The 22,055-nt window shown below is 66.3% G+C and carries 24 protein-coding genes; 9 read left to right on the top strand and 15 right to left on the bottom strand.

Annotated elements, in window-relative coordinates:
* Positions 1-110 precede the first annotated feature (110 nt).
* A complete protein-coding gene (locus JQN66_RS08240) occupies positions 111-668 on the top strand; it encodes a GNAT family N-acetyltransferase (RefSeq protein WP_204677348.1) in 558 nt (185 codons plus the stop codon).
* A 19-nt stretch (positions 669-687) separates the two neighbouring features.
* Positions 688-1,158, top strand: a complete 471-nt coding sequence (locus JQN66_RS08235; protein ID WP_204677347.1) for a hypothetical protein — start codon at positions 688-690, stop codon at positions 1,156-1,158.
* Between the two features lie 12 nt (positions 1,159-1,170).
* Here JQN66_RS08235 and JQN66_RS08230 read toward each other — a convergent pair whose 3' ends face one another.
* Together JQN66_RS08230 and JQN66_RS08225 are read right to left on the bottom strand one after the other, a co-directional pair.
* Positions 1,171-1,644 carry a hypothetical protein gene (locus tag JQN66_RS08230; RefSeq protein ID WP_204677346.1) on the bottom strand — a complete coding sequence of 158 codons (474 nt, stop codon included), beginning with the start codon at positions 1,642-1,644 and terminating at the stop codon, positions 1,171-1,173.
* A gap of 100 nt (positions 1,645-1,744) precedes the next feature.
* Complete coding sequence (locus JQN66_RS08225; protein ID WP_204677345.1) at positions 1,745-2,311, bottom strand: hypothetical protein; 567 nt, start codon at positions 2,309-2,311, stop codon at positions 1,745-1,747.
* Between the two features lie 173 nt (positions 2,312-2,484).
* On the opposite strand from JQN66_RS08225, the gene pepN reads away from it, so the two are divergent.
* Positions 2,485-5,130, top strand: a complete 2,646-nt coding sequence (gene pepN, locus JQN66_RS08220; protein ID WP_204677344.1) for an aminopeptidase N — start codon at positions 2,485-2,487, stop codon at positions 5,128-5,130.
* A 67-nt stretch (positions 5,131-5,197) separates the two neighbouring features.
* On the opposite strand, the gene JQN66_RS08215 is transcribed toward pepN, so the two are convergent.
* The 7 genes from JQN66_RS08215 to JQN66_RS08185 form a co-directional block, all read right to left on the bottom strand.
* Positions 5,198-6,334 carry a Fic family protein gene (locus tag JQN66_RS08215; RefSeq protein WP_239464175.1) on the bottom strand — a complete coding sequence of 379 codons (1,137 nt, stop codon included), beginning with the start codon at positions 6,332-6,334 and terminating at the stop codon, positions 5,198-5,200.
* 212 nt (positions 6,335-6,546) lie between these two features.
* On the bottom strand, positions 6,547-7,602 hold the full coding sequence (locus JQN66_RS08210) for a lipoate-protein ligase LplAB (RefSeq protein WP_204677342.1): 1,056 nt from the start codon (positions 7,600-7,602) through the stop codon (positions 6,547-6,549).
* A 48-nt stretch (positions 7,603-7,650) separates the two neighbouring features.
* Positions 7,651-8,625: an MDR family oxidoreductase gene (locus tag JQN66_RS08205; protein WP_204677341.1), complete on the bottom strand. Its 975-nt coding sequence runs from the start codon at positions 8,623-8,625 to the stop codon at positions 7,651-7,653.
* Positions 8,626-8,944: 319 nt separating this feature from the next.
* The gene (locus JQN66_RS08200) at positions 8,945-9,202 is read right to left on the bottom strand and encodes a type B 50S ribosomal protein L31 (RefSeq protein ID WP_047119068.1); all 258 of its coding nucleotides are present in this window, start codon (positions 9,200-9,202) and stop codon (positions 8,945-8,947) included.
* Positions 9,203-9,346: 144 nt separating this feature from the next.
* Positions 9,347-10,192, bottom strand: a complete 846-nt coding sequence (locus tag JQN66_RS08195) for a TrmH family RNA methyltransferase (RefSeq protein WP_420870950.1) — start codon at positions 10,190-10,192, stop codon at positions 9,347-9,349.
* Positions 10,185-10,991, bottom strand: coding sequence for a sulfite exporter TauE/SafE family protein (locus JQN66_RS08190; RefSeq protein WP_204677340.1), 807 nt, complete (start codon positions 10,989-10,991; stop codon positions 10,185-10,187). The genes JQN66_RS08195 and JQN66_RS08190 overlap by 8 nt, the downstream gene beginning before the upstream one ends.
* 33 nt (positions 10,992-11,024) lie before the next feature.
* Complete coding sequence (locus JQN66_RS08185) at positions 11,025-11,810, bottom strand: ABC transporter ATP-binding protein (RefSeq protein WP_188950284.1); 786 nt, start codon at positions 11,808-11,810, stop codon at positions 11,025-11,027.
* Positions 11,811-11,986: 176 nt separating this feature from the next.
* On the opposite strand from JQN66_RS08185, the gene serB reads away from it, so the two are divergent.
* A complete protein-coding gene (serB, locus tag JQN66_RS08180; protein WP_204677339.1) occupies positions 11,987-12,907 on the top strand; it encodes a phosphoserine phosphatase SerB in 921 nt (306 codons plus the stop codon).
* A 162-nt stretch (positions 12,908-13,069) separates the two neighbouring features.
* Positions 13,070-14,815, top strand: a complete 1,746-nt coding sequence (locus JQN66_RS08175; RefSeq protein ID WP_204677338.1) for a VanW family protein — start codon at positions 13,070-13,072, stop codon at positions 14,813-14,815.
* Positions 14,816-14,889: 74 nt separating this feature from the next.
* On the opposite strand, the gene JQN66_RS08170 is transcribed toward JQN66_RS08175, so the two are convergent.
* Entirely contained in the window at positions 14,890-15,300 is a 411-nt protein-coding gene (locus JQN66_RS08170) for a DUF1304 family protein (RefSeq protein WP_204677337.1), read from the bottom strand.
* A 16-nt stretch (positions 15,301-15,316) separates the two neighbouring features.
* Positions 15,317-15,949: a maleylpyruvate isomerase family mycothiol-dependent enzyme gene (locus JQN66_RS08165; protein ID WP_204677336.1), complete on the bottom strand. Its 633-nt coding sequence runs from the start codon at positions 15,947-15,949 to the stop codon at positions 15,317-15,319.
* 86 nt (positions 15,950-16,035) lie between these two features.
* On the opposite strand from JQN66_RS08165, the gene JQN66_RS08160 reads away from it, so the two are divergent.
* Positions 16,036-16,473 (top strand): MarR family winged helix-turn-helix transcriptional regulator, encoded by a 438-nt coding sequence (locus tag JQN66_RS08160; protein WP_204677335.1) that lies wholly within the window; start codon positions 16,036-16,038, stop codon positions 16,471-16,473.
* Positions 16,474-16,544: 71 nt separating this feature from the next.
* Here JQN66_RS08160 and JQN66_RS08155 read toward each other — a convergent pair whose 3' ends face one another.
* The gene (locus tag JQN66_RS08155; RefSeq protein WP_245353565.1) at positions 16,545-17,294 is read right to left on the bottom strand and encodes an SDR family oxidoreductase; all 750 of its coding nucleotides are present in this window, start codon (positions 17,292-17,294) and stop codon (positions 16,545-16,547) included.
* A 44-nt stretch (positions 17,295-17,338) separates the two neighbouring features.
* Positions 17,339-18,061: a beta-ketoacyl-ACP reductase gene (gene fabG / locus JQN66_RS08150; RefSeq protein WP_188950296.1), complete on the bottom strand. Its 723-nt coding sequence runs from the start codon at positions 18,059-18,061 to the stop codon at positions 17,339-17,341.
* Between the two features lie 216 nt (positions 18,062-18,277).
* Here fabG and JQN66_RS08145 point away from each other — a divergent pair, with 216 nt between their 5' ends.
* The 3 genes from JQN66_RS08145 to JQN66_RS08135 are packed head-to-tail and all read left to right on the top strand — an operon-like array spanning position 18,278 to position 19,851.
* Entirely contained in the window at positions 18,278-18,703 is a 426-nt protein-coding gene (locus JQN66_RS08145) for a DUF3099 domain-containing protein (RefSeq protein ID WP_204677334.1), read from the top strand.
* Positions 18,703-18,948, top strand: a complete 246-nt coding sequence (locus JQN66_RS08140) for an acetone carboxylase (protein WP_188950300.1) — start codon at positions 18,703-18,705, stop codon at positions 18,946-18,948. The genes JQN66_RS08145 and JQN66_RS08140 overlap by 1 nt, the downstream gene beginning before the upstream one ends.
* Positions 18,949-19,851 carry an SURF1 family cytochrome oxidase biogenesis protein gene (locus tag JQN66_RS08135; protein ID WP_204677333.1) on the top strand — a complete coding sequence of 301 codons (903 nt, stop codon included), beginning with the start codon at positions 18,949-18,951 and terminating at the stop codon, positions 19,849-19,851.
* Positions 19,852-19,906: 55 nt separating this feature from the next.
* Here JQN66_RS08135 and JQN66_RS08130 read toward each other — a convergent pair whose 3' ends face one another.
* Positions 19,907-20,344, bottom strand: coding sequence for a hypothetical protein (locus JQN66_RS08130; RefSeq protein ID WP_204677332.1), 438 nt, complete (start codon positions 20,342-20,344; stop codon positions 19,907-19,909).
* A 12-nt stretch (positions 20,345-20,356) separates the two neighbouring features.
* On the bottom strand, positions 20,357-21,958 hold the full coding sequence (locus JQN66_RS08125) for an ABC-F family ATP-binding cassette domain-containing protein (protein ID WP_204677331.1): 1,602 nt from the start codon (positions 21,956-21,958) through the stop codon (positions 20,357-20,359).
* Between the last annotated feature and the right edge of the window lie 97 nt (positions 21,959-22,055).

The raw sequence follows: 22,055 nt of genomic DNA, 5'->3' as shown, positions 1-22,055 counted from the left end.
CACGGGGTTTCCGGTACTTTAGGCGCAGGTTATTGCGCCTCATGCTACGCCCGCGGTGCGGCGGGTCCAAGCAGATTCGGTGGTTCCCAGACGAGAAACAGGCAGGCATCATGAGCATCGAGATCTTTTCGGCGGATGCCGAGCGGTTGAACGACATCCGGCAGATTTTCGGCACCACCGGCGACCCGTCTTGGTGCAAGTGCCAGTACTTCATCGACGAGAACTGGAACCAGGGCGCCGACGCCAACGATCTGGCGCTGCAGACGCAGGTCTGCACCCGACAGGTCCCCGCCGGTCTGGTGGCCTACGCGGACGGCGAGCCCGCAGGCTGGGTGCAGGTCGGGCCGAGCACCCGCTATCCCCGGTTCAAGCCGCGGGGCCACCAGGCGGCGCACTCGATCTGGGCGCTGACCTGCTTCGTGGTCCGCGACGGCTATCGAAAGCGCGGGGTCGCCCGCGAATTGCTGCGCGCGGCGATCGGGCATGCCCGAGATGCAGGGGCCGAAATCCTGCGCGCCCGACCCACCGACACGGAGATCACTGCGAAAGACAGCGCCGGCCTGTTCACGGGCGTGCTCAGCAGCTTCAAGGCCGAAGGCTTCGAGATTGTGAACCGCAACCACAGCATGACCCTGGTCCAGCTTCGCCTCGCGGCCGATCCCACGTAGGCTGGCATCGATAGCAGCGGTGGCCATCCGCGAAGTTCTGCACGAAAGAGGTTCGGAGATCAATCCCCACCCAGAGATGATTCGTTCGCGGCAGCTGGCCTGGCTCGGCGTCGGGGCGGCGTTGCTTTCCATGCTGACCACGCGATCGGTAGCCCTGCAGTTCATCTGCCTGACCCTGGGCGCCATCCTGTTCATCATGTCCGCCCAACGTCTCCCCGCAGACACCGGTTCCAAGGGATTGCCTTCCCGCACCACGCTGGTCGTGCTGCTGGGCATCGCCGCGGCATCGTTTGTGCTGCGCTTCGTGCTGCTGCTGGCGGTTTCCACACCGACGCGCTATGCCGACTACATGCCTGAGACCGGTCCGCCGGCAACCCAGTTCATCGCCGCGAATACGACCTTCTTCTACCTTTTTTCGGTGCTGATGATGTTCGGTGCCTCGATTGGCGCAGCGTTGGCGCTGTTCGGCCGCAAGCAGCGCACCGCCTGAGCAGCTCAGCCGCTAAGCGGCAGGCTGCGGCCGATAGAAGATGAAGGCGAGCAGCCCGGCCAGACCCGCCAGCCCGACAGTGGGAATCATCAGCGCAGGGTTCATGGTGACCCGCGCCGGATCCGGAGCATCCCGCTGGGAGGCGATCAGCGTCAGGTGCATCGCGTTGACGCCCAGCGAGAAGAACACCCCGAGGCCAACCCCGACCCGGGCCAGGAGCGCCGAGGCGCCGCGGCGGGCGATGGCCAGCCCGCAGACCAGGGCGCACAACACGATGGCCGTGAGCGAAAGCAGCAGGTTGATCCCGAACAGCGGTTCGAAGCCGCCGGCGATATTCTGCTCGTTCCAGTGCGTGGCGAGTTCTGCCGGCAGCCGGTCGGAAACCATCACCGACCACAGGCTGATCCCTGTGGCGAACAGCGCGGTGCACGCAACGGTCCCCACCGCCCAGGAGCGGTCGTAGCCGCGAATCAGCGACGGGATCATGGCCTGGCCTCCGGATCGGGGAGTTCCACCGCGCCGGGATCCCGCGGCAACTGCACATGGTGGAGTTTCATCGGTGATGCCCCCTGACGGCGATTCGCGCCTAGCTGGCGAGTTCGGCGACCTCGACCAGCCCGCGGCGGGTCGGCACCGGGGCCACGTGGGTGCCGGCGGTCGAGACCCGCTGGACCTGAAGCAGGCGCGGGGCGTTGCCCTCGGCAATGCGCAGGATCCACGGGCCGACCATCAGGTAGGAGTGGTCGTTCTCCGCCTCGGTGACCACGCCGGTGACCACGAAGTCGCCATAGGGCTCCTGGCTGAAGGAGGCCACCACCAGGTCGCCGTGCTTCAAGTCCGCCGCTTCCACGGCCTCCGGCTCGAAGCTTCCCTCGAATTCGGCGGGGAACGCACGCACGTCCTTGTCCGGCTGGCGCTGGAAGGCCTCTTCACCGTCGGCTCCCTTGGCGGCCTTCTTGGCCGCGGCGGCGTTCAGCCCGCCGACCATCAGGTCGTCGAGCACCGTGGCGTGGGCCCGTCCGCTGATCAGGAAGTTGCCGAAGCGCACGGTCTTGTAGAGCACCGAGACGACGTCGCCCGCCGCCACCGTGCCGAAGGCTGCCTTCATGCCGGCCACGTCGCGCTTGGAGGGTCCCTTGATAAAGGTGTCCATTGGTACTCCCATTCCTGCTGGTCTGCGTTCTCTGGCTTAACCCTATTCGACCCGGGAATTGGTCGCGAATTGGCAGTGCGCGCACCGTGGGGCATGCGCTAGTGTGGAGTCGACGGCCAAAAATCTGCCCATCGGGTAGTCTCAAACACTTGCTTCACAGCTAAGCTGGTGTGGTGGACACACTAGAACGCTATGCACCGAACGAAAATCTCCGCCGGGACGAGGCCGCGCTGCGCGCCGCCGATATCACCTGGCACTTCGCGGAGGTCCAGCTGGATCTTTCCAACGCGGCCGACCAGGCCGCCACCAGCTACCGGTCCGTCACGACGCTAAACTTCGACACCGCCAGCGGCGAGACCTTCGTGGACTTCATCCACGAGTCCGTGCAGGAGGTCCTGGTCAACGGCGCCCCGATCGACCTGGACGACGCCGTGCTGGACGCCCGCATCTACCTGTCAGGGTTGCGCACCGACGCGCCGAACACCGTGAAGATCACCGGCCAGGCCATCTACTCGCGCTCCGGCGAGGGCCTGCACCGCTTCGTGGACCCGCAGGACGGCGAAACCTACCTCTACACCCAGTTCGAGCCCTCCGAGGCACGCCGCGTCTTCGCCTGCTTCGAGCAGCCGGATGTGAAGACCAGCTACCGCTTCACCCTCACCGGCCCCTCGGCCTGGCACCTGGCCAGCAACCAGCCGATCGTGGACGAGGTCTTCCACGATGACGGCACCAAAACCGTGGTCTGCTCCCCCACCCCGAAGATCTCTTCCTACATCACCGCCGTGCTGGCCGGCCCCTACCACGTGGTGCGCGACGAGCACGTGCAGCAGCTTCCCAACGGCGAGGAACTGGTCATCGAGATGGCCGCCACCTGCCGCGCCTCGCTGGCCGAGCACTTCGACGGCGAAGAGGTCCTGGAGCTGACCAGCCGCGGCCTGGCCTACTTCCACGAGCTGTTCGACTACCCCTACCCGTGGGGCAAGTACGATTCCGCGTTCGTGCCCGAATACAACCTGGGCGCCATGGAAAACCCGGGCCTGGTCACCTTCACCGAGCGCTACGTGTTCACCTCGCACGCCACCGAGGGCCAGCACGAGCAGCGCGCGAACACCATCATGCACGAGATGGCGCACATGTGGTTCGGCGATCTGGTCACCATGAAGTGGTGGGACGATTTGTGGCTCAAGGAGTCCTTCGCCGACTACATCGGCACCCTGGCCAACGACGCCGCCACGGACTTCACCACCGCTTGGACCACCTTCGCCGCCCGCCGCAAGGCCTGGGCCTACGTGGCCGACCAGATGCCGACCACCCACCCGATCGTCGCCGACATCCCGGACCTGCTGGCAGCGGACCAGAACTTCGACGGCATCACCTACGCCAAGGGCGCCAGTGTGCTCAAGCAGCTGGCGGCCTTCGTCGGCGCCGAGGCCTTCCGCGACGCCGCACGCAGCTACTTCCGCAAGCACGCCTACTCCAACACTTCGCTGGATGACTTCCTGGCGGCCTTGGAAACGGCCAGCGGCCGCGACATGGGCCAGTGGGCCGACGCCTGGCTGAAGACCAGCGGCGTGCCCAAGCTGCGCGTGGACTACGCGACCGACGAGGCCGGACTGGTCACCGAGGCATCGCTGGTGCAGTTCGGCACCGATCCGATCAGCAATGAGCCGATCCGCCGCCCGCATGTGCTGACCGTCGGCGCCTACACGCTGTCCGAGGGCACGCTGGCCCGCACCGCGGTGCAGTCGGTGGAGCTCACCGGCGACAGCGCGCCGCTGCCATTCCTGGTCGGCCGGCCGGCCCCGGCCCTGGTCCTGCCCAACGACGGGGACGAGACCTACGCGCTGGTCGACTTCGACGCCGCCTCCCGCGCCACCCTGCTGGAGAACCTGTCCGGCCTGACCGACTCGCTGCCGCGCGCCACCTGCTGGGCGTCGCTGTGGGATGCGGTGCGCTCGGCCACCCTGGACGCGCAGAGCTACGCCGGCGCGATCCTGGACCACGCGCACACCGTCACCGACGCCGGCGTCTTCGGCGTGCTCACCGACCAGCTGGTCACCACGATCTCCCGCTACGCCGCGCCGGAACTGCGCGCCGGGCTGCGCGAACGCGCCGCCGAGGTGCTCACCGGATGGCTCACCCGGTTCGAGGCCGGCAGCGACCAGCAGACGACCACCGCCCGCACCCTGGCCCGGCTGGCCCGCGCCGGGGTGGCCGGCGAGGTCATCGACGCATTCCTCGCCGAGGGCGAGAACCCGTACGCGGTGGCCGTGGACGAGCAGCTGCTCTGGGATTCCTACGTCGCGCTGGCCGCCTCCGGCCGGCTGGACGAAGCCGCCGAGCAGCGCATGCACGCCGCCGCGAAGGCCAACCCGACCAGTGTGGCGCTGAATGCGGTGCGCACCGCGCTGGCCGCCCGCCCGGACGCCCAGGTCAAGGAGCACGCGTTCGACACCGTGCTGATGGCCCGCGACGAGGACGGTGCGCTGTCCAACGACGCGCTCTCCGCGGTGGCACTGGGCTTCTCGATGGGATCGGCCTCGCTGCTCGCCCCGTTCGAGCAGCGCTACTGGGCCGCGATCCAACCGGTGTTCGAGACCATGAGCATGGAATTCGCCACCCGCGTCATCGAGGGCCTGTACCCGATGACCCAGGACCTGGAAGGGGCGATCGAGCAGAACACCGCGCTGGCCGACGCCACCGTCTGGCTTGAACGCCATGATGGAGCCCCCAAGGCCCTGCGCCGCATCCTCATCGAGGAGCGCGATGCGCTGCAGCGTTCGCTGAACGCCCAGGCCTTCAGCCGCACCAGCCGGTAGCAATCCGCCAGCCCCCGGGCCTAGCGCTGAGCACTCAGCGCCAACGGCCCGGGGGCTGCCGTCAATTTCATCCGCGCACGCGCCGACCGGCTCTGGCTGCGAAATCGTCAAGGGCCGCAATGACCCTGGGTGCGATCCAAGCCCTCTGTCCGTTGACATAGCCCGCGGCTTTTAATGCACCCACCTGCTCCAGGCGTTCGATATTCCGGTAGGCGGCACTGGAGGATTGTCCGGTGGCGTGCATGAGCAGCTGGGCGGTCATGGCCGGTTCGCGGAAAATCAGTTCCGTGGCCTGCTTCAAGCCTCCGCGGGGTGGTCGAACGAACCCTGCAAGAACCTGTTCGCGGACATTTCGGATGTCCTCGGCCAGCTTCCTGCCTTTGTCCGTCGCCCTAAAAGTGGACTCCGCGAACATTTCCACGATGGGTTCGATGTCGCCCTCCCGGTAGGCTCCGAGTGCATCGAAATATGCCGCGGTATCGGTGAGCAAGCCGGATGACACCGGAATGGTGACCTTCTCGGTAACTCCCTTATTCCTCAGCAACGACCCGACCAGCGCGCGGCCGGTTCGACCATTGCCATCCGGAAAGGGATGGATGGTCTCGAACTGCGCGTGGGCAATGGCCGTCTGCGTCAGCGCGGGAATATCGTCACGCTGCATGAACCGCACCAAATCGGCGATGCCCGGGCCGACCTTGTCATGGTGCGGAGGAACAAACATGGCTGAATGCGGGGAATTCCCGCCAATCCACACCGCTTCAGTGCGGTAGCGTCCCGCTAGCTGGGGCTCGGAGCTTTCAAGCAGCGCGCGGTGCATGGCCAGGATGTTCTCGCTGCAGAGGTTTTCCGCGAGGTCGATTGCCGCAGACATGGCGGAAATATTGGAAGCGACCAGGGCTGCATTGACGCTGGAGCGGTCGCCCAATTGAGCCAAGGCCAGGCGCCGTGCGCCAACGGTCAAGTTCTCAATCTGCGAGCTGGCTGCCGACTCGCTTCGGAGCAGCAGTGCGGCAAACGGTGCGGCGGCATCACCCAGATCACGGTCGAAGCGTACGGTCTCGATCGTGGCCTCTTCGACCAGCGCAGAGGTTCGCCCTGAAACCCACGGGTGGCAATCCGCGATCTGCGGAACAACTGCGGCCCTATAGGGGCCGCGGGCGCGCAGTCGCTGCCGGCGCGAATACGTGGCATCCGCAGTTGCCATCCACGCGATCTCCTCAAAGGCAATGGCAGGCCATGAGGCCGACATTTCACCCTGGATTCCGGGTCGCAGTGAACGGACCATTGGCTGGGCACCTTCCAAGATATGGGAATGAACTTCACCTATATTCCCACAAATCATGAAATGCGGGAATATAGGGTGGTTCTATTCCCAATGGCTCCCCAGCGAATGCCGCGCTGGGCACTGCGGCCGGGTTACGGCACTCTGGCCGTCCACTGGTCGGTGTCGAACTTCGTTTCGGCCAGGTCTCGCGCGGCCTGGCGTGACTTCTCGTCCAGCTCGGCTCGTTGCGCGCCGGTGTGCTGCGCGAAGGTGTCCATCATGACCTCGATGATCTCCATCCGATCCAGCTTGGTCTGCGATTTGAGCGGATCCACGCGCTTGACCGCCGAGGTGATGCCCTTGTCGGAGATCTTCTCGCGCCCGATGCGCAGCACCTGCGTCATCTTCTCGGCGTCGATGTCGTAGCTCATCGTCACATGGTGCAGCATGGCGCCGTTGGCCAGGCGCTTCTGCGCGGCGCCGCCGATCTTTCCCGCTGCGGTCGCGATGTCATTCAGCGGCTTGTAGTGCGCGGTGATGCCGATCTTCGCCAGCGCTTCCATGACCCACGAATCCAGGAACGGGTAGGAATCCGCGAAGCTCATGCCGTCCACGAGGGATTCCGGGGCGTAGAGCGAATAGGTGATGCAGTTGCCGGCCTCCATGAACATGGCCCCGCCGCCCGAAATGCGGCGCACCACCTTGATGCCGTGGTGTTCGGCCTGCTGGCTGTCGACCTCGTTGCGCAGCGACTGGAAGGAGCCGATGACCACGGCCGATTCATCCCAGTCCCAGAACCGGATGGTGGGCTTGCGCTCCCCCTTGGCGATCTGCCGGGTCAGCACCTCGTCCAGGGCGACCTGCTCGGCCACCGGTATGATCTCCGGGCCCAGGATCTGCCAGTCATGGTCTTCCCACTTGGTGGCGTGGCCCAGCGCGCGGCGCACCACCCGGGCCACCGCATCGGCGTCAAAACCGAACATCACCGCGCCCTCGCGCAGTTTTGCGGTGACGGCATCGCGGATGGTGCCGTGGCTGGCATCGGTGCGCAGCCCGGTGAGTGCCGCATTCAGGTCTTCCAGCGCGTCATCGGGTTCAAGGAAGAAGTCCCCGTTCAGCGAAGCCCGGGTGATCACCTCGTCCGCGGTATCCAGATCCACAACGACCAGTTTGCCGCCGACTACCTTGTATTCACCGTGATGCATCATGCGGCTATTCTATCCCTGACCACCTGCTCGACGGGCGGGCAGTGGCGCTCACGCGGTGAGGCGCACCGCGGTGCGTCCGCGCACGCGGCCCGCGAGGATCTCTTCGGCCCGGTCCAGCACCTGCTCGAGTTCGATGGTGGTGCTCATCCCTTCAAGCACGCTGAGATCGAGATCCGCGGCCAGCAGCTCCCAAGCCCGGGTCCGGGTGGCCAGCGGCGCGCTGACGGTGTCGGCCCCGGCCAGGGTGACATCGCGCAGGATGTGCGGGAACACGGTAATGGACAGCTCGGCACTCTGGGCCATGCCGCAGGCGACCACCAGTCCCCCGTACGACGTTTGGGCCAGCACGTTGGCCAGGGTGGTGCCCCCGGCCACGTCGATCGCGGCCGCCCAGCGCTGTTTTTGAAGCGGGGCGCCGGCTTCCTCGGCCAGCGTCGCGCGGTCGATGATCCGTTGCGCGCCGAGCGCCTTCAGGTACGCTGCTTCCTCGTCGCCGCGCCCGCTGGAGGCGACCACCTGGTAGCCATGGCGGGCAAGCAGCGCGCAGGCGATCGAGCCCACGCCGCCGGCCGCGCCGGTGACCAGGAGCTCGCCGTCGCCGGGTGCCACTGCCGAGTCGAGGATTTTCTGCACCGCGATTGCGGCCTCGAACCCGGCGGTGCCAATCGCCGCGGCTTGATGCGCGGTGAGCGTGCCGGGAAGCCGGACGAGGAAGTCGGGCGCGACCCGAGCTTGGTCCGCATACCCGCCATGGGTGCTTTCGCCAATCCCGGACCCGTTGAGTATGACAGTGTCGCCGGAGTTCCACTCGGGACTTTCCGACCGGGTGACCCGTCCGACAACATCGATTCCCGGGATCAGGGGCCAGGAGCGCGCAATGCCTTTCCCGGTCAGGGCGAGCCCGTCCTTGTAGTTCAGGCTGGAGTACAGCATGTCGAGTTCGACGGGGCCTTCAAGAAGGTCCGGATCGGCATCGGTGAGGTGCGCCGCTGCGCCCTTGGACTCGATGAGCAGTGCGCGCATGTTCTCCCCCTGTTGCCTTGTTTCATGGTCGGTGCATGGATCGTGCGGCTATCCGGGCCCTGTCGCGCCCAGCCATCCAACGGTGGCCTGCGGCTGACAAGAAGTCCCGCAGGCGCCACGATACGCCGACTCTAGCCAATGGCCGTCGATGCGGGCAACACCCCCAGCTGATTGCACGGCGGACATCCGGTGAATCCCGAGTCGCTGCTGAACAGAATTTTCGCTCACGAAAAACGCGGGCATCTGCGGTTAAAGCAGCAACGGCGTGCTTCCAGAAAATCTGGAAACACGCCGTGAAAGCTTGCGAGGGGGCGAAGAACTACTTCTTGCCGCCGAAGCCCTTGAAGCGGGCGTTGAAGCGCTCGACACGACCGGCGGTGTCCATGATGCGCTGCTTGCCGGTGTAGAACGGGTGCGAAGCTGCCGAGATTTCGACGTCGATGACCGGGTAGGTGTTGCCGTCTTCCCACTCGATGGTCTTGTTCGAGGTAGCGGTCGAACGGGTCAGGATCTTTTCGCCGGAAGCCAGGTCGTTGAAGACAACTGGGCCGTACTGCGGATGAATATCAGCCTTCATAGCTATACACCTTTATGTTTGTGGCCACTGGATTTTGCCAGCAGCTGATTGCTCGGAAAATTGCGCCTGCACACGACCCACCAGGTGAATCGAAACACACAGACATTCCATCTTAGCGCACGGGCGGGGCTGGATGAAAACTGCTCAGCGTGGCGAAGAGCACAAATGCCAGAACGCAATGGCGCTGGCGGCGCCCACGTTCAGCGAATCGACCTCGCGGTGCATCGGGATGATGACGGTTGTGTCGACCGCGGCCAGCGCTTCCGCGGTCACTCCCCGGCCCTCGTTGCCCAGGATCATCGCGGCTTTCTCGCCGGCGGCCAGCTGGATGTCGTTCAGCGGCACGGCGTCGTCGGTCAGCTCCATGGCGAGCATCCGGTAGCCGTGGGCGCGGATCCGCTCGATGTCCCGCGGCCAGGATTCCAGGCGCACCCAGGGCAGGTCGAACACGGTGCCCATGGAGACGCGGGCGCTGCGCCGGTACCAGGGATCCACGCATTTGGGGGTGAGCAGCACCGCGTCGATGCCAAGTCCCGAGGCCGAGCGGATGATCGCCCCCAGGTTGGTGTGGTCAGCGATGTCCTCCAGGATCGCCACCCGCGAGCTGGCGGCCAGCACGTCATCCAGGTCCCGCGGCGCCGGGCGGTTCATCGCCGCCATGGCGCCGCGGTGCAGGTGGAAGCCGACCAGGTCCTGCAGCTGCGCATCGTCGCCGATGAAGATCGGCACGTCAGGGAAGCGGTTGAACTCCGCCACGAGCTGGCCCAGGTGCTTCTGCGCGAGCAGGAAGCTGCGCGGGGTGTGCCCGGCGTTGATCGCGCGCTGCACGACCTTGGTGCTCTCGGCGATGTACAGGCCGTTTTCCACGTCGGTGCGCATGCGCAGGTGCGCCTCGGACAGGCGAAGGTACTCGTCCAGCCGCTCGTCCTGCAGGTCCGCGACGTGCAGGATCCGCTCGGGGTTCAGGATTTCTGCGGGGAACTCAGGCACCGGCCACCAGCTTGTAGACCATGTTCGCCAGGGCCACCAGGCCCAGGATGACGATGACGGTGCGCAGCCAGCCCGGGGAGAGCTTGCGTCCGACCTTGGCGCCGATGAACCCGCCGATCAGCGAGCCGACGGCGATGAGCAGCACGATGATCCAGTGGATGCGCTCGGGCGCGATGACCAGGTACATGACCGCCGCGACCAGGTTCACGATCAGCGACAGGATCACCTTGATCGCGTTGGACTGCTGCAGCGAGGCCTGCAGGAAGACGCCGAACACCGCCATGAGCAGCACACCCTGCGCGGCGGTGAAGTAGCCGCCGTACACGCCGATGACGAACACCAGGATGTACAGGATCAGCGGGATCTTGGCCTTGTCCGCGGCGTCCGGGTCCGTGCCGCCCTGCGCGGCCTGCCGGGTCTTGGCCCATGCGGCCAGCCGCGGCTGGAAGATCACCAGCACCAGCGCGCACACCAGCAGGACCGGGGCGACCACCCCGAACACCGACTCGGGCAGGTTCAGCAGCAGCAGCGAGCCGATCAGGCCGCCGACCAGGGAAACCGGAACCAGCTTCAGCAGCGTACCCTTGACGCTGGCCGCCTCGCGCCGGTAGCCCCAGGCGCCGGAGAATCCGCCGGCAACCAGGCCCATGGCGTTGGAGACCACCGCGTTGACCGGGGCAATGCCCAGCGCAACGAGAATCGGGAAGGTGACCAGGGTGCCCGATCCCACCACGGTATTAATGGTTCCGGCCCACAGTCCTCCGAGGAAGACCAGGGCTTCACGCCAGAATTCGATCATGGTGTGGCTCTCCTGTTATTTGCGATGGCTCTCTTAGCGGCGCGCGAACGCCGAGAAACGGCCGCCCTCGCGGCGCAGGGCCAGCGGCATGGAATAGGTGGCTTCGAGGTTTTCCTCGGTCAGCGTCGCGGCGATCTCGCCGGCGGCGACCACCTGGCCCTCGCGCATCATCAGGATGTGCGTGAAGCCCTCGGGAATCTCTTCGAGGTGGTGGGTCACCAGCACCAGCGCCGGAGCGTACTGGTCGGAGGCCAGCTCGCCGAGCTTCGCGACCAGGTTCTCGCGGCCGGCCAAATCCAGGCCGGCGGCCGGCTCGTCGAGGATCAGCAGCTCAGGGTCGGTCATCAGGGCGCGGGCGATCAGCACGCGCTTGCGTTCGCCCTCGGAGAGCTTGGCGAAGGACTGGTTCATGAACGTGGACATGCCCCAGTCGTGCAGCAGGCCGAACGCGCGGCGCTCGTCGAGCTTCTCGTACTTCTCGCGCCAGCGGCCGGTCATGCCGTAGGCGGCGGTCAGCACCACGTTCAACGCGGTTTCATTGCCGGGGATCGAGTTGGCGACCAGGGCCGAGCTCAGGCCGATCAGCGGTCGCAGCTCGAAGACGTCCACGCGGCCCAGGGTCTCGCCCAGGATGCCTGCGGTGCCCCGGGTAGGGTGCATCCGGGTGGAGGCAATGTTCATCAGGGTGGACTTGCCGGCGCCGTTCGGGCCGAGCACGATCCACCGCTCTCCCTCGTTAACCTGCCAGGAAACGTCCTTGAGCAGGTCTTTACGCCCGCGCACCACGCTGACATCATTGAAACTTAGCACTTCGCTCATGGTATTTAAGCCTAGACTTCTGACCCCGCGAATCACTAATTAGCAACGTCTTTAACGCGGCGCGAACCTCGTGCCGTCCGCGGTTCTCACCGACTATGACGTTAGCTACACCATGCGACGGCCGGCAGGGCGACGTCATTTTTGGTCGCACGGCGCACCGGGACGAAAATGGAACCATGGCCTCTACCCTTGTTTTCGTCTCCCGCCCCTCCCTGCCCCGCAGCGTCTTCGACACGCTGCTGGACGGCGCCCGCGCTGCCTCGTTGGTTCCCGCCAACGCTGAAATCTCGATCCGCACCAGCTCCGACCGCCTTGTCGCCAAGGTGGCGCTGGACGACGCCCAGACCGCTGCGGCGCGCCAGGCTGCCGGGCAGTACCTCGACGCCCAGGTGGCCGCCGGAACCGTGGCCGAGTCCGATGTGTGCCTCGCGGTCGTCGACGCGGCCCTGACCGAGGCGAAGCAGCTGCTGCTGGTCATGGATGTTGATTCAACACTGATCAAGCAGGAAGTCATCGAGCTGCTGGCCGCGCACGCGGGACGCGAGAAGGAAGTGGCCGCGGTCACCGAAGCCGCCATGCGCGGCGAGCTGGACTTCGCCCAGTCGCTGATCCAGCGCGTGGCGACCTTGAAAGACCTTCCGGTCTCCGTGCTCGGCGAGGTGGGCGAACGCATCATCTTCTCCGACGGCGCCCGGGACCTGGTCAAGCGCTTCCACGCCGCGGGCCACAAGGTCGGCGTCGTCTCCGGCGGCTTCCAGCAGATCCTCGACCCGCTGGCCGAGGAGCTGCAGCTGGACCACGCCCTGGCCAACACCCTGGGCATCGAAGGCCCCGTGCTGGACGGCACCGTGCACGGGCAGATCGTTGACCGCGCCATGAAGGAAGAGATGCTGCGCTCCTGGGCGGCCGCCCACGGCATCGATATGGCCGCCACGATCGCCGCCGGCGACGGCGCCAACGATTTGGACATGGTCACCGCAGCCGGCCTGGGTGTCGCTTTCAACGCCAAGCCCGCACTGAAGGAAAAGGCCGGGGCCCAGATCAACTTCTCGCGCCTGGACGTGATCGCCGACCTCGTCCTGGACGACCTGAACTAGTTCAAATCCAACAAGTCGATAACGATTCGCCCAGAAAACGCTGGTTTTCGGTTTGTTGGTTGTTCCAGCCGATAGTATTTCAGGTGACGCAACCCTTGACCCAGGCAGCTTGTCGGGGTATGTGCCGCAATCTGACCGCTTTTCGAAAGAGCCGATAGACCAGTGCAGACACCCACCCCGGACAATCAATCCACCGCGTTCCAGCCCGCCGTACCTGCAGGAAATCCCAAGGACGGCCGTCGGAAGGGCTCGGCCAAACCGTGGATCATTGCCGGTTCGTGCGTCGTCGCCGCGACCGCGGCATATTTCGGCGCCGCGGGCGTGATCAGCTCCCAGGTCCCCGCCAACGCCACCATCGCCGGCGTCAACATCGGTTCGCTGAACCAGGACGAGGCCCGCGCAGCCCTGGAAACCCAGGTGATGCCGCTGGCCCTGAAGCCGCTGGAGACCACGGTCAACGGCAAGGGCTACCAGCTCGACCCGGCCAAGGCGGGATTGAGCCTGAACGTCGAGAAGACCATCGCGGACCTGACCGCCTTTGAAGCCAACCCGGTCAGGCTCTACGAGCGGCTCACCGGCGATTTCACCGCCGAAGCAGTCATCGACGTGGACCAGGACAAGCTGAACGCCCAGCTGGAGAAGCTGGCCGCCAAGGCTGACACCAAGGTCGCCGAAGGCACCATCGCGTTCAAGGACGGCAAGGCAACCCTGTCCCAGCCCGTGGACGGCGTTGCGCTGGATGTCCAGAAATCGGCGGAGAAGATCGCCGGGGAATGGGAAATCGCCGGCCCCGCCATGGAACTGGATGCCGATGTCACCAGCCCGGAGGTTTCCGCGCAGAAGCTCCAGTCCTTCTACGACACGCAGGTCGCCTCCCTGCTGGAGAAGGACGTCATCCTGGTCTCCGGGGACAAGAACACCGCCATCTCCCCCGCGTCCATCGCCGCCGCGGCGAGCTACTCGGCCAAGGACGGCGAACCGCAGCTGGTGCTGGACGACGAGAAGCTCTACCTCGCGGCCACCAAGAACTCCGACCTTTCCAGCACCGCCAAGGACGCGAAGATCGTGCTCAAGGGCGGCAAGCCGACCATCGTGAAGTCGGTGAAGGGCATCTCCCTGGAAACCAAGGACCTGGGCGCCAAGGTGCTGGCCGCCAGCCAGACCGAATCCCGCCGGGCCGAGGTCGCGATGACCGAAAGCGACGCGGACTTCACCACCGCCGACGCCGAAAAGCTGGGCATCAAGGAGGAGATCGTCGAATTCTCCACCCCCTACCCCGCCTCGGACACCGTGCGCACCAAGAACCTGAAGGCCGGTTCCGCGCGGGTCACCGGAACCATCGTGAAGCCGGGCGAACGCTTCTCGCTGCTGCAGGCGCTGGGCCCGATCACCACCGCCAACGGCTACTACAGCTCGGGCGTCGTGGAGAACGGCTTCAGCTCCGAGGCGGTCGGCGGCGGCCTGTCGCAGATCTCCACCCAGATGTACAACGTCGGCTTCCTGGCCGGCTACGACGACATCACCCACAAGCCGCACTCGCGCTGGTTCGACCGCTACCCGGCCGGCCGCGAGGCCACCCTCTGGGAGGGCCAGGTCGACATGATCTGGGAGAACAACACCCCGTACGGCGTGATGATCGAGGCCTGGGTTTCCGGCGACGCGGTGAACACCCGCCTGTGGTCCACCAAATACTGGAAGGTCTCCCAGGACAGCTCCGGCAAGTACAACCAGACCGATCCGAAGACGGTGCACAACAAGGCCGACAAGTGCATCGCCGAATCCGGCGGACGCAAGGGCTTCAGCATCGACATCACCCGCTACCGGGAGACCGTCGACGGCTCCAAGAAGCTTCCTGCAGAAACCAAGTCCTGGACCTACAGCCCATGGAACAAGATCGTTTGCGACTAGTCACCAACGCCACAGGGGCCGCGGCTTCCGCCACAAGGGCGGGAATCGCGGCCCCTTCGGCGTTCTGCCCGCGATCAGACGAACAGCGGCGAAAAGACCACCACCAGCGGCAGCACGCTGGAGGATACGGTGCCCTTGATGCTGCCGCCGCGCGGCTTCCAGTATCCCATCGCATCCGCGGCGGCCATGGCCAGGCTGGCCAGCAGCATGTACCAGCAGAAGGACAGGACGACCACGGTGCCCACCTGCGGGTCGCCCCAGCGGATCATCGCCAGCCCTGCCATCGCCCCCAGGGCCGAGAGCAGGTTGCGCGCCCCGATGCAGAAGGACCACAGCTTCACCGAATCGGCATGTTCCGGATCGACGCTCAGGAACTTGGCCACCTTGGGCCGCCCGTAGAAGAACATTTCCAGCGGCGCGACCGCGATCAGGATCAGCGCGCTGACCAGGGCCGCAAGCTGCCCCACAACATTGAGTGTTTCCATGGCCGTCTCCTTGGCCTCATGACTCCAATCGCAAGCGCTCCGCGCCCGGGCCGTCCAACCGGCCCAGCCAGGCATTCCTGCCCGTCAGGAGCAGCAGCAGGGCCTCCATCGGCCCCTCAACCAAGGCTCCCTCGCCCGCCGACCACGGCGCGTCGCTCGCCTGCAGCCGGTATCCGGCCAACTTGCGACGCGCGTTGAAGGGGAACGGGAGCCTCCACACCAAGTCGGCCCCGGCCCGCGCGGCATCCACCGGCATGGGTGGATACTCCACGTCCAAGGCAATGGAAATATCCCGGGCGTGCACCATGATGTCCGTCAGCGGGGTGGCGCCGACCGCGCCGGGAGCGCGGTGCTTCGAGGCGGCGAAACGCCGGTAGTCCGCTGCGATCTGCTCCACCGGCGCGTCGCCGCGGCTGCGGCCATCGAAGAAGATCATGCTGTTGAAATCGCCGCGGGCCCGGAGTATCGCGCGCAGCACCCGGACGAGGCTGGTGCTGGCCGGGGCGATCGCATGGGCCGCCACGTCGCGCACCCGCCACCCGGGACACAGCGAATCGGCATTCCACTGCTCTTCATCCAGGCCTTCCAGCAGGCCCACCAGCAGCAGTCGCTGTTCGGCGACCAGCTCCCACATCCGATTCTGTTGCATCGGGCACCCGATTCATTGTTAATTATGGTCAACTTTACTGACTAATATTAGTTCGTTACACTGACCATATGCAAGGGGAAAATTCCATGGATCCGGGGCCGTTCAACGTCGGCCTACTGCTCTTCATCCCCTATCGGGAGCTGGAGGAAAGGGTCTTCGCCGCGGTGCAGGACGCCGGCTACAGCGATATCACGCTGCCCCAGGCACGCCTGTTCCAACGGATTTCCGCCAACGGATCGCGCATCACCGACCTGGCCAACCGCGTCTACGTCACCAAGCAAACCGCCAGCGTGCTTGTCAGCTCCTTGGAAAGCAATGGCTACGTGCGGCGTATGCCGGATCCGCTGGATGCGCGAGCCAGTCTGGTCATCGCCGACGCACGCGGCCTGGCGGCCGCCGCGGTGGCCGCGGCGGAAATCCAGCGAATCGAAGCCGAATGGCGCAAGGCCCTGGGCACGGCCCGCTACGAGCGCCTAGTCCGCGACCTCGACGAACTCGCGAAACACACCAATCGGCCGCAATGAATCAGCAGCGGGTACGCCAAGGGGCGCCCGGCCGCGATGGCCGGGCGCCCCTTGGCATGTGTTCGTAAACGCTACTTGCCTGACTGCTCCAGGAAGTCCTCGGCGCCGCCGACCAGCTCGGTGTGCCCGGTCGGCACGTCGGCGAAGACCATCTTGGCGACCTCGGCGCCGAACTCCTCCACGGAGTACAGCTTGCCTGCCTGCTCGCGGCGGGCCTCGATGGCGCCCGGCTCCATGCGGTTGAGCAGGGTTGCGGTGATGGTGCCCTCGATCATGTCGCCGGAGACCACCACGAAGGTGATGTTCTTCTCGGACAGCTGCGGGATCATTTCGCGCAGCGCGTCCTCGCCGGCGCGCTTGGACTTGGCCACGGCGTCGTAGGCGTCCATGGTGGAGACCTCGTTGATGAAGTGCGCCTGGTGGCTGGTCACGAAGACCACGCGGCCGCCTTCGCGCAGCTTGGGCAGCGCGGCCTGCAGCATGGCGACCTGCGCGTCGCGGTTCAGGCGCAGCGCGTAGTTCTCGCCCATGGAGGTTTCCATGCCGCCCGAGGCGTTCAGCACCACGACGTCCAGCGAGCCGAAATTCTCCACGGCCGCGTCAACCAGCGCCTGCGGGCCCTCGACGGTGGTCAGGTCCGCGCCCACGGCAACGGCCTGGCCGCCCTTCTCCTGGATGGCGGCGACGATCTTGTTCGCGCGCGGAGCCTTGGCGCGGTAGTTCACCACCACGCCGATACCCTGCTCGGCCAGCAGCTGCGCGGTGACCGCACCGATGCCGCGGGAAGAACCGGTGACGACTGCACCCTTGTATTCGCTCAACTTCACATACTCCTTAAAATGGGGGAAAATTCGGGGGCTGCGGGCTAGTGGCCCATGCCCAGACCGCCGTCGACCGGGATGACCGCGCCGGAAATGTAGCCGGCCTCGTCGCTGGCGATCCAGCGCACCACGTTGGCCACTTCTTCGGGCTCCGCAAAGCGGTTGGCCGGGATGCTGGCCAGGTAGCCCTTCTGGGTTTCTTCGGGCAGCACCGAGGTCATCTCGGTGTTGATGAAGCCCGGGGCCACCACGTTCGCGGTGATGCCGCGCGAGCCCAGCTCGCGGGTCAGCGAGCGGGCGATGCCCACCAGGCCCGACTTGGAGGCGGCGTAGTTGATCTGGCCCGGGGAACCGTACAGGCCCACCACGGAGGAAATCAGCACGACGCGGCCGCGCTTGAGCCGGATCATGCCCTTGGCGGCGCGCTTAACCACACGGAAGGCGCCGGTCAGGTTGGTGTCGATCACCGAGGTGAAGTCGTCTTCGCTCATGCGCAGCAGCAGGGTGTCCTTGGTGACGCCCGCGTTGGCGACGAGAACCTCAACTGGGCCGTGGGCCGCCTCGACGTCCTTGAAGGCGGCGTCGATCGACTCGGCATCGGTCACGTCGGCCTTCACGCCCAGCAGCCCGGCGGGAACCTCGCCGCTGCGGTAGGTGATGGCGACCTTGTCGCCGTTGGCCTCGAAGGCGCGGGCAATGGCCAAGCCGATTCCACGGTTGCCGCCGGTGACCAGGACGCTGCGGCCAGTCGTTGGTTCAGTAGTCAATGTATATCTCCGTTCACGCACGCCGAAATGCCGTTCCGGCTGCCGCCGGACGGACCCGTGGTGTGCACTGTGCCTAGGTAAGTAGCTGCTTCTGAAGTCAATCCTATTTGCTACCAGCTGGTTTTACCGCTTCGACGTACGGTAGAAATTCGATTCTCGGGGCCGTGAGTGAGACAATGTAACAACCGAAACCCCGATGAAGTGAAGTTCCACTCAATGTCGCACCAGCCCGCGCACCATGGCTCGGATGAGCCCCATGTGCACCGCATTACCGAAGCCCGCGAGTCCCATACCGTCGAGCAGGATACCCGTGTGCGCAAATACACGATCACGATGACCGTGCGCGTGGTCTGCTTCATCCTGGCCTTTTTCACCACAGGGTGGCTGCGCTGGTTCTTCCTGATCGGCGCGATCTTCCTGCCCTACGTCGCCGTGGTCATCGCCAACGGCGGCGCTGACCTGTCCCGCCGCGAGCCGCCGGCCGAGTTCTACCGGCCCACCGGGCCCGAGGCCCTGGAGGGCGGGCCGGCCGACGTCGCCCCGGCCCCCGAGGGTGCCGAGGTGATCGACGGCACGCTGCTCGACGACCAGCAGCCGCGGGACGATTCCGGGGACGACCCCCAGCACGGCAAGGAGAACTGATGGACCTGCTCGGATCGCTGTCGGGCGCCGAAGCCCAGGCGCCGGTGAAGTGCTCCCGCAAGGGCTGCCGCCAGGACGCCGAGTTCCGCCTGCTGTGGAACAACCCGAAGATCCATACCCCCGAACGCCGCAAAACCTGGCTGGCCTGCACCGAGCACCGCCAGTGGCTGGAGTCCTACCTCAAGGACCGGCTGCTGTACAGGGAAACCCTGCCGCTGCATGACGCCGAAGGAGCACAGCACTAGATGTATCGTTTTCTGGCCAGCTCGCGCTGGATCGGCTGGCTGCTGCTGGTCGCCGTCTTCGCCGCGGCCTGCGTGTCGCTGGGCAACTGGCAGGCCGACCGGCGCCAGGAGGTGCTCACCGGCATCGAGCGGGTGAACAAGAACTACTTCGCCGCCCCGCTGACCGGACAGGCGGCGCTGGACTACTTCGCCGAGCTGCCCGAGGACAAGACCTGGAGCACGGTCGAGCTGTCGGGCACCTACCTGGCCGAGGACACCCGGATCGTGCGCAACCGCATCAAGGCCGGCGCCCCGGGCTACGAGGTGCTGGTGCCGTTCAAGACCACCGGCGGCGAGGTCGTGGTGGTCGACCGCGGCTTCCTGCCCATCGGCAACCAGGAAAACGGCCACCCGGACGCCATTCCCGCCCCTCCGGCCGGCGCAGTCACCGTGAAGGCGCGGCTGAAGCCCGGCGAGATCCGGCTGGACCGCGGCGCCCCGGAAGGCCAGCTGGCCACCATCCAGCTCGAAGACTTCTCCGCCGCCGTGGGCTACCCGCTGGCCCAGGGCGCCTACGGCATCATGTACGAGGAAAACCCGGCCCTGGCCAGCGCCCCGCAGCAGCTGGACCCGCCGGACATGGACGAGGGCCCGCACCTGTCCTACGAGATCCAGTGGTACATCTTCGGCGTGCTGGCCTTCGTCGGCTTCTGGTACGCGGCGCGCACCCAGAAGAAGATCAACGCGGAGGAAGCGGCCGAGCTGGCCGAGGCCCGCGCCCTGGGCTACGACGAGCCGGTGCACACCGTGCGCAAGATCCGCGCCAAGGGGCCCAAGGTGCACCGCCGCGACGGCTCGCTGACCGACGAGGCGATCGAGGACGCGCTGCTCGATCAGCAGGACAGCAGCAGCGACGCACGCTAGCACATGAAGCCGGCGGGATGATTCCCGCCGGCTTCGTCGTTAAAAAAGGCAGCAGCTAGGGCTCCCAGCGCAGCCCGCCCTCGCTGCACACCACCGTGCCCAGGGCGCCGGGATCTGCGCAGGCGCCGTCCACCAGTTCCCGCTCCCCCAGCGGCTCGCGCAGTTCAAGGGTGTAGGGCACGGTCTCATTGGACGGGCAGCTGTAGGCCCCGTCGGGCAGCTGCTCCACCCAGATGGTGATCGTGACGCGCTGCGCAGCGTAGTCCACCCGGCTGTCGAGCACCTTCCCGGTCAGGCCGCCGGAGCAGCCCGAGCGCACGACCCCCAGCTGGAGGCTGGTGGCCCCGGGCACCGGCGCCGCCGAATCCAGCAGCGACCAGTACGCGTTGGGCGCCGGCGCCTCGGGTTCTTCCGGCGGCGCCGAGCACCCGGAAAAGAACAGCGCCGCCAGGAAGATCCCGGCGGCGCTGGATACGCTGCGATAGGCCGTCATGCGGCCATGCTACTAGGTCAGGCTGACCAGTTCCAGATAGTCCTCGTTGAACAGGTCCTCGTCGCCGTCGGGCAGGATGACCACGCGCTCGGGCTTCAGCGCCATCACGGCGCCCTCGTCGTGGCTGACCATGACCACGGCGCCCGGGAAGGTGGACAGCGCGCCGAGCACCTCGGCGCGGGAGGCCGGGTCGAGGTTGTTGGTCGGCTCGTCGAGCAGCAGCACGTTCGCGCTGGAGGCCACGATGGTGGCCAGGGCCAGGCGGGTCTTCTCGCCGCCGGAGAGCACGCCGGCCGGCTTGGACACGTCGTCGCCGACGAACATGAAGGAACCCAGGATCGAGCGCACGTCGGCGTCGCCGAGGTGCTCCGGGGCGTTGCGGCGCATGTTCTCCAGCACCGTCGCCTCCTGGTCCAGGGTGTCGTGCTCCTGCGCGAAGTAGCCGATCTTCAGGCCGTGGCCGGGGACGATGTCGCCGGAATCGGGCGCGGACACGCCGGCGAGCATGCGCAGCAGCGTGGTCTTGCCGGCGCCGTTCAGGCCCAGGATGACGACCTTGGAGCCGCGGTCGATGGCCAGCGACACGTCGGTGAAGATCTCCAGCGAGCCGTAGGACTTGGACAGGCCCTCGGCCATCAGCGGGGTCTTGCCGCAGGGGGCCGGATCCGGGAAGCGCAGCGCGGCGACCTTGTCGTGGGCGCGCACATCTTCCAGGCCGGAGAGCATGCGGTCCACGCGCTTGAGCATTGACTGCGCGGCCGAGGCGCCGGAGGCGCGGGCCTTCATCTTGTTGGCCTGGGCCAGCAGCACCGAGGCCTTCTTCTCGATGTTGCCGCGCTCGCGCTTGCGGGCGCGCTCGTCGGTCTCGCGCTGCACCTGGTAGCGCTTCCAGTTCATGTTGTAGACATCCACCGTGGCGCGGTTGGCGTCCAGGTAGAGCACCTTGTTCACGGTCTCGTCCAGCAGCCCGGTGTCGTGGCTGATCATCAGCACGCCGCCGGAGTAGTTCTTGATGAAGTCGCGCAGCCACACGATCGAATCCACGTCCAGGTGGTTGGTGGGCTCGTCGAGCAGCAGGGTCTCGGCGTCCGAGTAGAGGATGCGGGCCAGCTCCACACGGCGGCGCTGGCCGCCGGAGAGGGTGCGCAGCGGCTGGTTCAGGATGCGCTCGGGCAGATCCAGGTTGGCGCAGATCGCGGCGGCCTCGGACTCCGCGGCATAGCCGCCGGCGGCGATGAACTCGGCTTCCAGGCGGTCGTAGCGGCGCATCGCCTTGGCGGAGACGGCGGCGTCCTCGCTGGCCATCTCGTCCCGGGCGCGGGCCAGCTTGTTCAGCACCTTGTCCAGGCCGCGGGCGCCGAGGATGCGGTCGCGGGCCAGCTGCTCCATGTCAGGGGTCTTCGGGTCCTGCGGCAGGTAGCCGATCGAGCCCTTGTGGGTGACCTCGCCGACGGTGGGCTGGCTCTCGCCGGCCAGCACCTTGGTCATGGTGGTCTTTCCGGCGCCGTTGCGTCCCACCAGCCCGATCTTGTCGCCCTTGTCGATGCGGAAGTTCACTTCGTCCATCAGCAGACGGGCGCCGACGCGTAGCTCGAGGTTGGCTACGGAAATCATAGGGTGGGCCTTTCAGCGGGTCCGGAAAAAACTTTGGCGCCCCGAAAAGGGCAACTTAACTAGTTTAGCCGTGCAACGCGGCCTGCGGGGCGAACTG

Origin of the sequence: Glutamicibacter protophormiae, assembly GCF_016894325.1 — a bacterium.
Taxonomy (GTDB): domain Bacteria; phylum Actinomycetota; class Actinomycetes; order Actinomycetales; family Micrococcaceae; genus Glutamicibacter; species Glutamicibacter protophormiae.
This window is presented reverse-complemented; position numbering and strand designations above follow the sequence as displayed.